At 74.2% G+C, this 12,550-nt stretch carries 11 protein-coding genes and 1 tRNA gene; 7 read left to right on the top strand and 5 right to left on the bottom strand.

Annotated features, from left to right (window positions below):
• Nucleotides 1-158 precede the first annotated feature (158 nt).
• Together GD880_RS15070 and GD880_RS15065 are read left to right on the top strand one after the other, a co-directional pair.
• Nucleotides 159-1,151 (top strand): DUF4190 domain-containing protein, encoded by a 993-nt coding sequence (locus tag GD880_RS15070; protein WP_152232441.1) that lies wholly within the window; start codon nucleotides 159-161, stop codon nucleotides 1,149-1,151.
• Nucleotides 1,152-1,421: 270 nt separating this feature from the next.
• Nucleotides 1,422-1,949: a DUF1648 domain-containing protein gene (locus GD880_RS15065; protein ID WP_226909703.1), complete on the top strand. Its 528-nt coding sequence runs from the start codon at nucleotides 1,422-1,424 to the stop codon at nucleotides 1,947-1,949.
• A 21-nt stretch (nucleotides 1,950-1,970) separates the two neighbouring features.
• Here the strand turns inward: GD880_RS15065 and GD880_RS15060 are convergent, their stop codons facing one another.
• Nucleotides 1,971-2,486, bottom strand: coding sequence for a hypothetical protein (locus GD880_RS15060; protein ID WP_152232440.1), 516 nt, complete (start codon nucleotides 2,484-2,486; stop codon nucleotides 1,971-1,973).
• Between the two features lie 226 nt (nucleotides 2,487-2,712).
• Here GD880_RS15060 and GD880_RS15055 point away from each other — a divergent pair, with 226 nt between their 5' ends.
• Complete coding sequence (locus GD880_RS15055) at nucleotides 2,713-3,264, top strand: M15 family metallopeptidase (protein WP_152232439.1); 552 nt, start codon at nucleotides 2,713-2,715, stop codon at nucleotides 3,262-3,264.
• A 94-nt stretch (nucleotides 3,265-3,358) separates the two neighbouring features.
• On the opposite strand, the gene GD880_RS15050 is transcribed toward GD880_RS15055, so the two are convergent.
• The 4 genes from GD880_RS15050 to GD880_RS15035 all read right to left on the bottom strand — a co-directional run bounded on the left by GD880_RS15050 (nucleotide 3,359) and on the right by GD880_RS15035 (nucleotide 7,201).
• Nucleotides 3,359-3,434: transfer RNA gene (locus GD880_RS15050), tRNA-Thr, on the bottom strand.
• 221 nt (nucleotides 3,435-3,655) lie between these two features.
• Nucleotides 3,656-4,453, bottom strand: coding sequence for a DsbA family protein (locus GD880_RS15045; RefSeq protein ID WP_152232438.1), 798 nt, complete (start codon nucleotides 4,451-4,453; stop codon nucleotides 3,656-3,658).
• Between the two features lie 72 nt (nucleotides 4,454-4,525).
• Nucleotides 4,526-5,008 (bottom strand): hypothetical protein, encoded by a 483-nt coding sequence (locus tag GD880_RS15040; protein ID WP_152232437.1) that lies wholly within the window; start codon nucleotides 5,006-5,008, stop codon nucleotides 4,526-4,528.
• Nucleotides 5,009-5,053: 45 nt separating this feature from the next.
• Entirely contained in the window at nucleotides 5,054-7,201 is a 2,148-nt protein-coding gene (locus GD880_RS15035; protein ID WP_193314548.1) for a serine/threonine-protein kinase, read from the bottom strand.
• 218 nt (nucleotides 7,202-7,419) lie between these two features.
• Here GD880_RS15035 and GD880_RS15030 point away from each other — a divergent pair, with 218 nt between their 5' ends.
• From GD880_RS15030 to GD880_RS15015, 4 genes are all read left to right on the top strand, one after another.
• Nucleotides 7,420-8,853: an alpha,alpha-trehalose-phosphate synthase (UDP-forming) gene (locus GD880_RS15030; protein ID WP_152232435.1), complete on the top strand. Its 1,434-nt coding sequence runs from the start codon at nucleotides 7,420-7,422 to the stop codon at nucleotides 8,851-8,853.
• Nucleotides 8,850-9,800 carry a trehalose-phosphatase gene (gene otsB, locus GD880_RS15025; RefSeq protein ID WP_152232434.1) on the top strand — a complete coding sequence of 317 codons (951 nt, stop codon included), beginning with the start codon at nucleotides 8,850-8,852 and terminating at the stop codon, nucleotides 9,798-9,800. The genes GD880_RS15030 and otsB overlap by 4 nt, the downstream gene beginning before the upstream one ends.
• A 135-nt stretch (nucleotides 9,801-9,935) precedes the next feature.
• Complete coding sequence (locus tag GD880_RS15020; RefSeq protein WP_152232433.1) at nucleotides 9,936-11,063, top strand: ABC transporter ATP-binding protein; 1,128 nt, start codon at nucleotides 9,936-9,938, stop codon at nucleotides 11,061-11,063.
• 236 nt (nucleotides 11,064-11,299) lie between these two features.
• A complete protein-coding gene (locus tag GD880_RS15015; protein ID WP_152232432.1) occupies nucleotides 11,300-12,544 on the top strand; it encodes a DUF4032 domain-containing protein in 1,245 nt (414 codons plus the stop codon).
• The last annotated feature ends 6 nt before the right edge of the window (nucleotides 12,545-12,550 follow it).

Genomic DNA, 12,550 nt, shown 5'->3' with positions numbered 1-12,550 from the left:
GCGGGCGCCCGTGCGCCACGACCTGCCGAGATGCCCGACGGAGGGGCGGAACGAGCCTCGGAGCCTGGACGGCCAGTATTTCGGTCGGAATCCGTCGCTAGTATTCCGGCGGCACGACACGCCGCACACCTCCCCCGATTTTCAAAGAGGACCACCTCATGTCGCAGACGCCTCCGCCCTTCGGCGCGCCCGACCAGTCGCCTTACGCCCCGCAGCCCGACCAGTCCCCCTACGCCCAGCAGCCCGGCCAGGCCCCGTACGCCCCGCCCGCCGACGCGTCGCCCTACGCCCCGGAGCACGGCGCCCAGCCCGGCTACGGCGAGGCCCAGGCACCGTTCGCCCCCGGTCAGCCCTACGCCGGGGGCGCCCAGCAGCCCGGCCGCCCCGGCAGCGGCCTGGCTATCGCGGCGTTCGTCATCGGCATCGTCGCGTTCCTGCTGGCATGGATCCCGATCATCAACATCGTGGCCATCGTCGGCGGGATCGTCGCCGTCATCCTCGGCGCCCTTGCCCTGTCGAAGGCGGCCAAGGGCCAGGCGGGCGGCAAGGGCTTCGCGATCGCGGGCCTCGTGCTCTCGGGCATCGCCATCGTCGGCGGCATCCTCATGAACGTCATCTTCGGCGCCGCCATCTCCTCGGCGGTGGACGACGCCGTGCAGGAGTCGATCGCGGACACCGAGAACCAGCTCGAGGACCTGGGCACCGACGTGTCGGCCGAGGAGGAGACCGCGTCGGCCGCGGCGCTGCCCCTGGGCCAGAGCGCGGAGGTGGGCGACTACACGGTCACCGTGCGGAGCGTGAACCCCGACGCCAACGAGATCATGGCGGACGCGAACCTCTACAACGATGCGCCGACCAACCAGTTCGTGCTCGTCGAGGTCAGCGTGGCCTACCACGGCGACGCCGAGGGCGACGCGTGGCTCGACCTCAACCACGTCTTCCAGGGCGCGGACTCGCGCCAGTACGACTGGGCCAGCTGCGACGCCATCGAGCCGAACTCGGTCATGGACGTGCCGACGCTCACCGCCGGTGGCACCGCCGACTACCAGGTGTGCATGGACGTCCCGGCGGCCGCCATCGAGGGCGGCACGGTGTTCGTCGAGGAGGCCTTCTCCTTCGACGGCGCCCGCGCCTACTGGGCCGCCAAGTAACCCAGCAGCGCGAGAGGGGGTGCCGGCCGATGGCCGGCACCCCTCTGTCGTTTCCAGGGCCTTCCCGTGGGGCGGACCTCGCGACGACGATCGGTGCGACGCCGAGTCGGCGCGTACCTCGGAGCGACATGTGCCCCACAATCCGCGGCGGCTCGTCACCATCGGACGCGGGCGGCCTGACGGACGTCGGCGGCGGCATGCCCGGCGGCCGGGTGCGGGTCGATGACGACGCCATTCGGGCGAGCACAGCAGGCCACGTAGCCTGTCAACGTGCCGGAGGAACGAAGGTCGCGCGCCGACCTCGCCCGGCGCCCGAACCCCGACTACCGCACCGGCGCCGTCACCCGTGCCGTCCGCGTCGCCACCTGGGCGATGTTCTTCGCCGGGGTCATGGCGATCGCGGTGCGCTACCCGAGCCTGCCGGCCACCATCCCGACCCACTTCGACGCCGCCGGGACGCCCGACGGCTACGGACCCCGCGCGACCCTGCTGTGGCTCCCGCTCGTGTGGCTCGTCCTCCAGGCCGGCATCGAGGCCCTGTCGCGGCACCCACGGATCTTCAACTACCCGGTGCGGGTCACCGAGGACAACGCCCAGCGCCTCTACCGCGAGGGCGAGCGGCTCATGGTCGGCCTGGGCGCGGGGATGGCGGTGACCTTCCTCGGCGCAATTCTGATGGTGCTCGACGGCGCGGCGGCCGGGCACCTGGCCCTCGGCCGCGGCCCGGTGCTCCTCGGCGCCGGGCTCGTCGCCCTGCTGGTGACGTGCGTCGTCGGCATCGCCCGCATGCTGCGGTGACGCGCCCCGTCCGGGAGGCGGCTATCTCGGCCCGGCGGCCGGGAGGAAGCAGGCCCGCACGTCCTCGTCCGACATGTCGACGCGCTCGAGGAGCCCCCGTACCGCTTCCTCCATGGTGAGCCCCGTCGGGTCGTAGCCGGCCGGCAGGAAGCCTTGACGCTGCAGACACTCGGCGATCACCACGGCGAGCCCCCGGTTCTCCGGGTCGACCTTCATGTTCCAGGCCAGCTCCTCCAGGTGCGCCCGGGTGCTCTCGTAGCACGCGTCCACGACGGGGAGGCCGCTGACGCCCTCCGCCCAATCCGGGTCGACCCCGGCGTCCTGCAGGCACGCCCTCCAGCGCCGCCGGGCCTCCGCGATCTCTGCGTCGGTGATGCGGCGGTCCGCGAGCACCTCGAGCTGGAACGCGGAGGCACCGCGCCGCGCCTCGGCCAGCTCCGCGGCGTAGGGGTTGGTGTCCGGCGCGAAGAGCATCACCCCGCCGACGACGACGGCGACCACGCCGGCGCCCAGCCACTCCTTCGCGCGCCGTCGCATGCGCCGACGGTACTGGTTACCGACGGCGATGAGCGGCAAATCTGAAGGGCCGCCAAGCATCGGATCGATACGGCGCGCGCGCATGCGGCGGCGCGGCGGCGCGCCGGCTCGGCGGCTCGGCGGCCATCCCCGCCACGCGGGGTCCACCCTCCGGATGACGACGCTGCGCCCGTATCCGACTGGGCGGTGACGCGGCGGCCCCCGGAAACCGGCGAGAGTCGGCGACATGAGTCACGTCAGCGCCGATCAGCCTGTCCGCCGCGCCTCCGCGCGCGGCGTCGTCCTCGTCCTGGTCGTCCTCGCGGTCGTGGCCGTGGCGGTCCGGCTCACGACGGGCGACGGCGTGGAGTCCGCCTGGGCGACGCTGCGCGGTTCTCACGCGGGTCAGCCCGCCGCGGCCACCGCGCTGGACGCCGACCTCGACAGCCGCTTCCACGCGGCCCAGCAGGACGCGGCGTCCGCCGGCGTCGAGCTCCGGATCACCTCCGGCTGGCGCAGCGCCCGCGACCAGCAGCGGCTGGTGGACGAGGCCATCACCCAGTACGGCTCCGCCGAGGCAGCCCACCGGTGGGTGCTCCCGCCGGAACGGTCGGCCCACGTCGCCGGCCTGGCGATCGACGTCGGCCCCGCCACCGGGGCGCAGTGGCTCGAGGCGCATGGCAGCACCTACGGCCTGTGCCGGGTCTACCTCAACGAGCCCTGGCACTTCGAGCCCCTCGTCGCGCCCGGGACGACGTGCCCGGAGCTGCAGCCGGACGCCGGCTCGGCGCTGGACTGAGCCAACCGACGCGACTCGAGAGGCGGCAGAAGGAGCTTGAAGCACGAGCAGAAAAGAGAGAGGTCCGGCGCATCGATGTGCCGGACCCTCCCGATGGAGCCGCCTGTCGGATTCGAACCGACGACCGTCCGCTTACAAGGCGGGTGCTCTACCAGCTGAGCTAAGGCGGCGAGGCCGGGGACGAGTCTGCCACGAACTGGGTGCCGGCTCGGCACGCAGCTCGTGGCGCGGACCGAGTTCGGTCGCAGCTCGTGGCGCACCATCCCGGCGCCAAGCGCGCCGCCGGGCGGGGGCCTCCCTCGCCCCGACCCGGCGGGTCCTCCCCTGCCCCGACCCGGCGGCCCGGCGACCTGCTCACGCAGGGCCGGGTCCGCCGTCGGGAATCACCGCCTCACTTGGCCGCCTTGACGGCGTCGGCGAGGGCACCGGGCTCGGACCAGTTCTTGAACTCCTTGCCGTTGATGAGCACGGTGGGCGTGCCGGAGAAGCCGTCCTTGCGGAACTGCTCGGTGGTCGCGCCCACCCAGTCCGTGAAGGTGCCGGCGCCGACCGTGTTGGCGACGTCCTGCGGGACGCCGGCCTTGACGGCGGTGTCGATGATGGCCTGCTCGTTCGGCTCGGTGGAGGCCACGCCCTCGGTGGCGCCGGAGGTGGTGTACAGGTCGTACAGGGCGGTGTGGAAGGTGTTGAAGGCCTCCGGCGCCTTGTCGGCGACCGTGGCGGCCGCCGCGGCGGCCCGGCCGGAGAAGCCGGAGAAGTTGCCGGTGCGGTCGAGGATGGCGACCGGGTGGTAGATCACCGTGGCGTCACCGGCCTTGACGAGCTCGTTGATGGAGTCGGCGTTGATCTTCTCGAACTGGGCGCAGTACGGGCAGGTGTAGTCGAGGTAGACGTCGAGCGTGGGGGCGCCCTCGTTCGCCGTGCCGGCCTTGAGGGACGAGCCGAGCGAGATGCCGCCGTCCTTGACCTGGGTGTTGGCGGGGATCTCCTTGACGGAGGAGATGGCGGGCTGGCTGCCCTGCCGCACGATCGCGAACACGGCGACCGCGACGACCACGATGAGGACGATGACGCCGGTGATGAGGAGGTTGCGGTTGCGCCGCTCGCGCCGGGCCTGCGCCTCGCGCAGCTGGCGGGCCTGCTCGCGGGCGGCCTCGCGCTTCTCGGCCTTGGACATGTTGCTGGACATGGGGGTGCTTCCTGTCGGTCGGGTGGGCGGTGCCGGCGACGCCGGCGCGGGCACCCGCGCGGGCCGACGGCCTCAGCTGCGGGCGCAGGCCACCCGCGGCGGGCCGCGCCGGTGCGGGCGCCGCCACGCCTCCCGCGGCACCGGCGCGAACGCGGCACCGAGGACGACGGCGAGGCGCGGGCGCACCGGCAGCCGCACCGGGCGGGGCCGCAACCGGCGGACCAGCCGGCGGGCGACCGCGACGACGACGGAGCGGGCCGCGCCGAGCACGCCCGCGGCCCCGGTGAGCAGGGCCAGGTGGGCCAACACCGCGGGGACCGCCACCGCGACGACGACGGTGAGCACCTGCCCGGTGGTCGCGCCGACGGCGAGGAGGCCGTTCGGGCAGCCGTCGTCCGGACCGAGGAGGGCCAGGGTCAGCCCGGCCTGGGTCCAGCCGCCGGGGACGGGCACGCAGTGCACCGTGGCGGCCCCGGAGAGGAGGGCCAGCAGCAGCGGTGCGCACACGGCCAGGGCGAGGACGAGCCCCACCTGCCACCGACCGCGCATGCCCACCGTCCCAGGGTAGAGCGAGGGGTCGGGACCGTGGTCCTGTGGGCGTCAGATCCCGAACGGCGGCCCGGGCAGCGGCGCCCAGCTGGGCGGGGCGGGCGCGAGCACCACCGTCTGAGCCACGAGCAGCGCGGCCACGACGAGCACCAGCACCACGAGCAGGGTGCGGAACCCGCGGGTCGGGGTGAGCACGTCGACCATCGCGCGGGCCCCCTGGCGGGCGGTCCAGCCACCGGGGGTGAACCAGGCGGCGAGCAGGGCGGCGGCCGCGGCGATCCCCAGCACCAGCGGCGGGCCGAGGCGGGGGTCGCCGAGCGAGGTGAGCACCCACCACGTCGCGCCGCCGACGACGGCGCCCACCACCACGCCGGGCAGCACGCTGAGCGCGCCGCGCAGCAGGTGCCAGGGCAGGCCGGCGAGCATGCGGGCGTCGTCGCCCGGGCGCGGCCCCCGGCGCAGCCGGGCCGCGCGCCGCGACCGCCCGGCCCACCCGGTGGTGGCGGTGAGCAGGAGCAGCGCCGCGGCGGCGACGAGGAAGGCGCCCGGGAAGGCGGTGGCGACGGCGGCCACACCGACGCCGACCGTCGCGACGACGAGCGTGCGCCGGCGCGGCGGGCGCGCCCACGCGGGCGGGGCCTCGCCCGGCTGCGGCTGGCCGGGGTAGCCGGGCGCGGGATAGCTCTCCGGGTATCCGGGCCCTGGGTAGCCCTGAACCTGTCCCTGCCCCGGATACGCCTGGCCGGGATAGCCCTGCGGGGGCTGCCCCTGCACGGTATGACCGCCGGGACCGTAGCCGTGCTCGGCCGGGTAGCCCGGGGCCCCGGGATGCCCCACGGGCGAATACACGGCGGTGCGGTCGTCTGCTTGATGGGCCGGCGGGTACGACGTCAGGGCGCCCTCGGGCCGCCGGGGCGGGTACGACGCCGGCATGACCGGCGGGTCGGCGGGCAGCGCCTGGGTGGCGGGCTGGACGGGCATCGCCCGGGTGGGTGGGTCGGCGGGCAGGGCGCGCGTCTCCGGCGTCGCCATCGCGCGGGTGGCCCGGCCCGCGGCGTCCGCGGCCCCGGTCGGTGCGTGACTATCCGCCGCCGGCAGGGCCGCGGTCGGGTCCGCGGCGGGCAGCGCCGCGGTCGCGCCGGGCGCGGGCAGCGCCGCCGTCGCACCCGTCGCGGGCATCGCCGCCGTCGCGTCCGTGGCGGGCAGCGCCGCCCTCGCATCGGTGGCGGCCGCGCCGGTCGGCAAACCCATCGCGGCGGCCCGCGTGCCGTCGGTGAACGGCGCCGTGGCCGGGCCGCCGTCGAGCGCCGGGGTGCCCTCGCCGCCCGCCAGCAGGCCCGCCCCGGCCGCCAGCGCCCCGGCGGCGCCGACCTGCAGCGCCTGGGTGAGCTTGTCGTCGCCCCACTGCCCGTCGAGCACCGCGAGCACGCCGTCGGGGCCGAGGCGGCGCCCCGGCTGGGGGTCGAGCGCGCCGCGCAGCGCCTTGGCGACGACCGGCTCGAGCCCCTCGGTGTCCGCCTGCCCGGTGGTCACCCGGGCGAGGACGGCGCCGGTGGGCCCGCGCCCGAACGGCGGCCGGCCGGTGGCGGCGAAGAGCAGGACCGCGGCCCAGCCCCACCAGTCGCAGGTGGGCGACGGCTCGGCGCCGGCGATGACCTCGGGGTCGAGGTAGCCCGGGGTGCCGGTGACCATGCCCGTCTGGGTGAGGCGGGCGTCGTCGGCCACCTGCGCGATGCCGAAGTCGATGACCACCGGCCCGTGCTCGCTCATCATGACGTTGCCGGGCTTGAAGTCGCGGTGCACGACGCCGACGGCGTGGATGGCGCGCAGCGCCTCCGCCAAGCCGTGGGCGAGGTGGGACAGCTCGGAGGGGCTGAAGGGGCCGTCGGCGGCGACGTCCTCCTCGAGCGTGGGCCCCTCCACGAGCTCGGTGACGACGAAGGCCTCGGCGTCCTCCACCTCGGCGTCGAGCACCCGGGCGATGCCGGCCTCGCGCACCCGGTGCAGCAGGGAGACCTCGCGCGCCAGCCGCTTGCGGGCCTGGGGGTCGGCCGAGATGTGCGGGTGGAGGAGCTTGAGGGCCACGTGGCGCCCGTCGGCGTCGACCGCCTCGTGCACGGTGCCCATCCCGCCGGAGCCGAGGCGCCGCAGCAGGCGGTACCCGCCCACCTCGCGCTGCTCTCCGTCGGCCGTCGTCATGGGCTCCAACCTACCTACAGCACCCGCTCGGCGACCGGCGGCAGGAGGGCGTGCCATTCCCCAGCGACTCGGGTCCCACCCGCCCTGAGCGAGCGCCGAACACGGGGGTTGGCGGACCGGCGTTCCCACCCCCGCCGTGACCGGCGCCACATGGCCGGGCGACCCCGCGCGGCCGCCGGTAGCGTGGCGAGCGGATCACAGAAGGAGCTGACAGCCCCATGCCTGCCGGAGAGTATGAGTTCGTCGTCGTCGCCAACCGCCTGCCCGTCGACATGACGGTCGAGGATGACGGGTCGCTGAGCTGGGAGCGCTCCCCCGGCGGCCTGGTCACCGCCCTGGCGCCCATCATGCAGAAGAACGGCGGCGCCTGGGTGGGCTGGTCCGGCAAGGCGGGCCTCGAGCACGACCCCTTCGACGCCGAGGGCATCCACGTGACGCCGGTGACCCTCAGCGCCCAGGAGATCGCCGACTACTACGAGGGCTTCTCCAACGGCACCCTGTGGCCGCTCTACCACGACGTGATCGTCCCGCCGGAGTTCCACCGCAACTGGTGGAACGCCTACGTGGCGGTCAACCGCCGCTTCGCCGCGGCCGCCGCGGAGGCGGTGGCCCCGGGCGGGACGGTGTGGGTCCACGACTACCAGCTGCAGCTGGTGCCCTCCGTGCTCCGGCTGCTGCGCCCGGACGTCAAGATCGGGTTCTTCAACCACATCCCGTTCCCGCCGGTGGAGATCTTCGCCCAGCTGCCCTGGCGCCGGCAGGTCGTCGACGGGCTGCTCGGCGCGGACCTGGTGGGCTTCCAGCGCCCCGGGGACGCCTCGAACTTCCTGCGCGCGGTGCGCCGCCTCACCGACCTGCAGGTCCGCGGCCCGCAGGTGACCATGCCCGGCCACTGGTCGCGCCCGGACCGGCAGGTGCGCGCCCAGGCGTTCCCCATCTCCATCGACTCCGCCGCCTTCGACGAGCTCGCCCGCACCCCGGACGTCATCGCCCGCGCCAAGCAGATCCGCAAGGAGCTCGGCAGCCCGGAGATCCTGCTCCTGGGGGTGGACCGGCTCGACTACACCAAGGGCATCCGCCACCGCCTCAAGGCCTTCGGCGAGCTCCTCGAGGACGGCCAGCTGCGCGTCCCGGAGGCCACGCTGGTGCAGGTGGCCAGCCCGTCGCGGGAGCGCGTCGAGCAGTACCAGCTGCTGCGCGACGAGGTGGAGGTGACCGTCGGGCGCATCAACGGCGACTTCGGCACCCTCGGCCGCGCCGCCGTGCACTACATGCACCACTCCTACCCGGCCACCGAGATGGCGGCGCTGTACCTGGCCGCCGACGTCATGCTGGTCACCTCCCTGCGCGACGGGATGAACCTCGTCGCCAAGGAGTACGTCGCGGCCCGCTCCGACCTCGGCGGCGCCCTGGTGCTCAGCGAGTTCACCGGCGCCGCGGACGAGCTCGGGCAGGCGCTGCAGATCAACCCGCACGACATCGCGGGCACCAAGGCCACCATCATGCGGGCGATCACCATGGACGCGCGGGAGGGTCGACGGCGGATGCGCAGCATGCGCCGCCGGGTCATGCAGCACGACGTCCAGCGGTGGGCCGACGACTTCCTCGGCTACCTCGCCATGTCCGTCCCCAGCGAGCGAGAGAGCGTATGAGCACCGACGACACCACCCCCGACGACGCCGCCGATCTGGCCGACACCGACGCGGAGGCCCGCGGGGCGGGCGCCGCGGAGGTGGGCGCCGAGGACCCCGGCGTGCCCGGCCCCGGGGTGGTCGCCCCGCTGTTCACCGCCCACCTCGAGGAGATCCTGGACTCCGCCGTGCGCGACCTCGCCGCCGCCCCGACGATCCTCGTGGGGCTGGACTTCGACGGCGTCCTGGCCCCGCTCGTGCTCGACCCCTCCACCTCCCAGGTGCTGCCCGAGTCCGCCGCGGCGATCCAGGACCTCACCGGCCTGCCCGGGGTGACGGTCGCCGTCGTCTCCGGCCGCGAGGCCGCCACCCTCACCGCCCTCGCCGACGTCCCCGCCGGCACGCGCATCATCGGCAGCCACGGCGCCCAGTGGGGCACCGTCGTCGCCGGCCCCCGCGGGCGCGAGCTGCGCGCCGACCCGGTCGCCCTCACCGAGGGGCAGACCGCGCTGCTCGCCCGCCTGGTGCGGGAGACCGAGGCGATCGTCGACGGCGTCCCCGGCGCCCACGTCGAGGTCAAGCCGGCCGCCGCCGTGCTGCACACCCGCGCCGCCGCCCGCCCCGACGCCGAGCGGCTCACCCAGGCCGCGCTCGACGGGCCCGCGACCCACCCCGACGTCCACGTCATCGTGGGCAAGGAGGTCGTGGAGATGTCGGTGCTCAGCGTGACCAAGGGCGACGCCCTGGTCCAGCTGCGCACCGAGCTCGGCGCGGACGCCGTCCTGTACGCCGGCGACGACACCACCGACGAGGACGCCTTCGCCGTCCTCGGCGAGGGCGACGTGGGCATCAAGGTCGGCCCCGGGGAGACCGGCGCGGCCTACCGGGTGACCGACCCGGAGGAGTTCTCCGCCGTCCTCATGCGCCTGGTCACGCTGCGCGGTGGGCCGTTGGACACCTCCGCGTAACCTCCGTGTGCGACGATAGCGACGGCGGGTGTCGCGGCCAGGTGCCGCGACACTGCTGTGTCAGAGCGGACACGACCTGACACCTTCACAACGGATCGTCCGGCACGTACCTGCCGGTGGAGGAGAGACATCACCATGGCCTCAGTCACCTTCGACAAAGCCACCCGGGTCTACCCCGGTTCCGAGCGTCCCGCGGTGGACGCCCTCGACCTCGAGATCGCCGACGGCGAGTTCCTCGTCCTGGTCGGCCCGTCCGGCTGCGGGAAGTCCACCTCGCTGCGGATGCTCGCCGGTCTGGAGGACGTCAACTCGGGCCGGATCTACATCGGCGACCGCGACGTCACCGACGTCCAGCCCAAGGACCGCGACATCGCCATGGTCTTCCAGAACTACGCGCTCTACCCGCACATGTCGGTGGCCGACAACATGGGCTTCGCCCTGAAGATCGCCGGCACCCCCAAGGCCGAGATCGAGACCCGGGTCAAGGAGGCCGCCCGGATCCTCGACCTGACCGAGTACCTCGACCGCAAGCCCAAGGCGCTCTCCGGCGGCCAGCGCCAGCGCGTGGCCATGGGCCGGGCGATCGTGCGCCAGCCGCGGGTGTTCCTCATGGACGAGCCGCTGTCGAACCTCGACGCGAAGCTGCGCGTGCAGACCCGCACGCAGATCGCCTCGCTGCAGCGGCGCCTGGGCGTGACGACGGTCTACGTCACCCACGACCAGACCGAGGCGCTAACCATGGGCGACCGCATCGCGGTGCTCAAGGACGGCCTGCTGCAGCAGGTGGGCACCCCCCGGGAGATGTACGACACCCCGGCCAACGTCTTCGTCGCCGGCTTCATCGGCTCCCCCGCCATGAACCTGGGCGACTTCCGGGTGGAGAACGGCGAGGCCGTGCTCGGCGAGGCGCGGGTGCCGCTGACCCGGGCGACGGTCGACGCGCTGGACGCCGCGGACAACGGCAAGGTCATCCTGGGCTTCCGGCCGGAGTCCCTCGACCGCGTCCCCACGGGTGGGCCGGGCACCATCCCGGTGAGGGTCAACCTCGTCGAGGAGCTCGGCTCGGACGCCTACGTCTACGGCGAGCTCTCCGGCTCCCGCGAGCTGGCCGAGCACCTGGGCTCCGGCGAGGACTCCGACCAGGTCATCGTCCGCATCGACCCGCGCAACGTGCCCGACAAGGGCGAGACCATCCACGTGCGCATCCGCGAGGGCGAGCAGCACGTGTTCTCCTCCGCGACCGGCGAGCGCCTGCCGCAGTGACGCGCTGACCCCGGCCGTCGGCCGGAGCGGGGCGGGCCGGTTTCGGCCCGCCCCGTTCGCGTCCCCGGGGTGCGGGAGCGGTCGCCCCCGGCGGCGGCGGGCGGGCGCCCCGGCAGGAGTCGGCGTCTCGTGCCACAGTGGACCTCTCGCCGCCCGCGGTGATTCGGACGAACCTCACAGGTCCGCCGGCGACCGCCGCGCCCGGCACTGTCGTCCCCGGTTGGAAGAATGGCCCCATGGCACAGCAGCTCCAGATCACCGCCGCGCGGGTGGACCCGGCGCTGCTGGACCTGCCGTGGGAGGTCCCGCTCGAGGAGTGGCCCGCCGACGTCCTCGCCGCCCTGCCGCGCGGCATCTCCCGGCACGTCGTGCGCTTCGTCAGGCTCTCGGGCCGGGTCATCGCCGTCAAGGAGATCGGCGAGACGGTGGCCTACCACGAGTACGAACAGCTCCGGGCGCTGGGCCGGCTGCAGGCCCCGGCCGTGCAGCCGCTGGCCGTCATCACCGGCCGCACCAGCCCCACCGGCGAGCCGCTCAACTCCGCGCTGGTCACCGAGCACCTGCAGTACTCCCTGCCCTACCGCGCCCTGTTCAGCCAGTACGTCAGCCCCCAGACGGCGGGCCGGCTCATCGACGCCCTGTCGGTGCTGCTCGTGCGGCTGCACCTGCTGGGCTTCTACTGGGGCGACGTGTCGCTGTCGAACACCCTCTTCCGCCGCGACGCCGGCGCCTTCGCGGCCTACCTCGTCGACGCCGAGACCGGCGAGCTGCACCCGCAGCTCACCGACGGGCAGCGCAACTACGACGTCGACCTGGCCCGCACCAACATCATCGGCGAGCTCATGGACCTCCAGGCCGGCGAGGCGCTGGAGGAGGACGTCGACGTCATCGACGTCGGCAACCAGATCGTCGAGCGCTACGAGTCGCTGTGGGCCGAGCTCACCGCCCAGGAGTCCTTCGAGGCCGGCGAGCGGTGGCGGGTGGAGGCGCGCATCGACCGGCTCAACGAGCTGGGCTTCGACGTCGGCGAGCTGACCATCACCACCGACATCGACGGCACCACGGTGAGCATCCAGCCCAAGGTGGTCGACGCGGGCCACTTCCACCGCCAGCTCATGCGCCTGACCGGCCTGGACGTCCAGGAGAACCAGGCCCGCCGGATGCTCAACGACCTCGACTCCTACCGCGCGGCCCGGGACCGGCAGAACGACGACCTCACGATGGTCGCCCACGACTGGCTCGACGAGGTCTTCACCCCCACGGTCAAGGCCGTGCCCCGCGAGCTGCGCGGCAAGCTCGAGCCGGCGGAGATCTTCCACGAGGTGCTCGAGCACCGCTGGTTCATCTCCCAGCAGCAACGCCGCGACGTGCCCGTGGCCGAGGCGGTGCGCTCCTACACCGACACGGTGCTGCGCCACCGGCCCGACGAGCGGGCCTTCCTCCACCACGGCGGCATCGCGGACGAGGCCACGGACGCCTGACGCCCT

Origin of the sequence: Georgenia ruanii (assembly GCF_009193175.1) — a bacterium.
Lineage (GTDB): Bacteria > Actinomycetota > Actinomycetes > Actinomycetales > Actinomycetaceae > Georgenia > Georgenia ruanii.
This window is presented reverse-complemented; position numbering and strand designations above follow the sequence as displayed.

What these genes read in the sequence shown, in the direction of transcription:
- GD880_RS15055 (WP_152232439.1), top strand. Translation starts at nt 2,713, where the DNA reads ATGAGTCACGTCAGCGCCGATCAGCCTGTCCGCCGCGCCTCCGCGCGC.
- GD880_RS15015 (WP_152232432.1), top strand. Translation starts at nt 11,300, where the DNA reads ATGGCACAGCAGCTCCAGATCACCGCCGCGCGGGTGGACCCGGCGCTG.
- GD880_RS15035 (WP_193314548.1), bottom strand. Translation starts at nt 7,201, where the DNA reads ATGACGACGGCCGACGGAGAGCAGCGCGAGGTGGGCGGGTACCGCCTG.
- GD880_RS15060 (WP_152232440.1), bottom strand. Translation starts at nt 2,486, where the DNA reads ATGCGACGGCGCGCGAAGGAGTGGCTGGGCGCCGGCGTGGTCGCCGTC.
- GD880_RS15020 (WP_152232433.1), top strand. Translation starts at nt 9,936, where the DNA reads ATGGCCTCAGTCACCTTCGACAAAGCCACCCGGGTCTACCCCGGTTCC.
- GD880_RS15045 (WP_152232438.1), bottom strand. Translation starts at nt 4,453, where the DNA reads ATGTCCAGCAACATGTCCAAGGCCGAGAAGCGCGAGGCCGCCCGCGAG.
- GD880_RS15030 (WP_152232435.1), top strand. Translation starts at nt 7,420, where the DNA reads ATGCCTGCCGGAGAGTATGAGTTCGTCGTCGTCGCCAACCGCCTGCCC.
- otsB (WP_152232434.1), top strand. Translation starts at nt 8,850, where the DNA reads ATGAGCACCGACGACACCACCCCCGACGACGCCGCCGATCTGGCCGAC.
- GD880_RS15070 (WP_152232441.1), top strand. Translation starts at nt 159, where the DNA reads ATGTCGCAGACGCCTCCGCCCTTCGGCGCGCCCGACCAGTCGCCTTAC.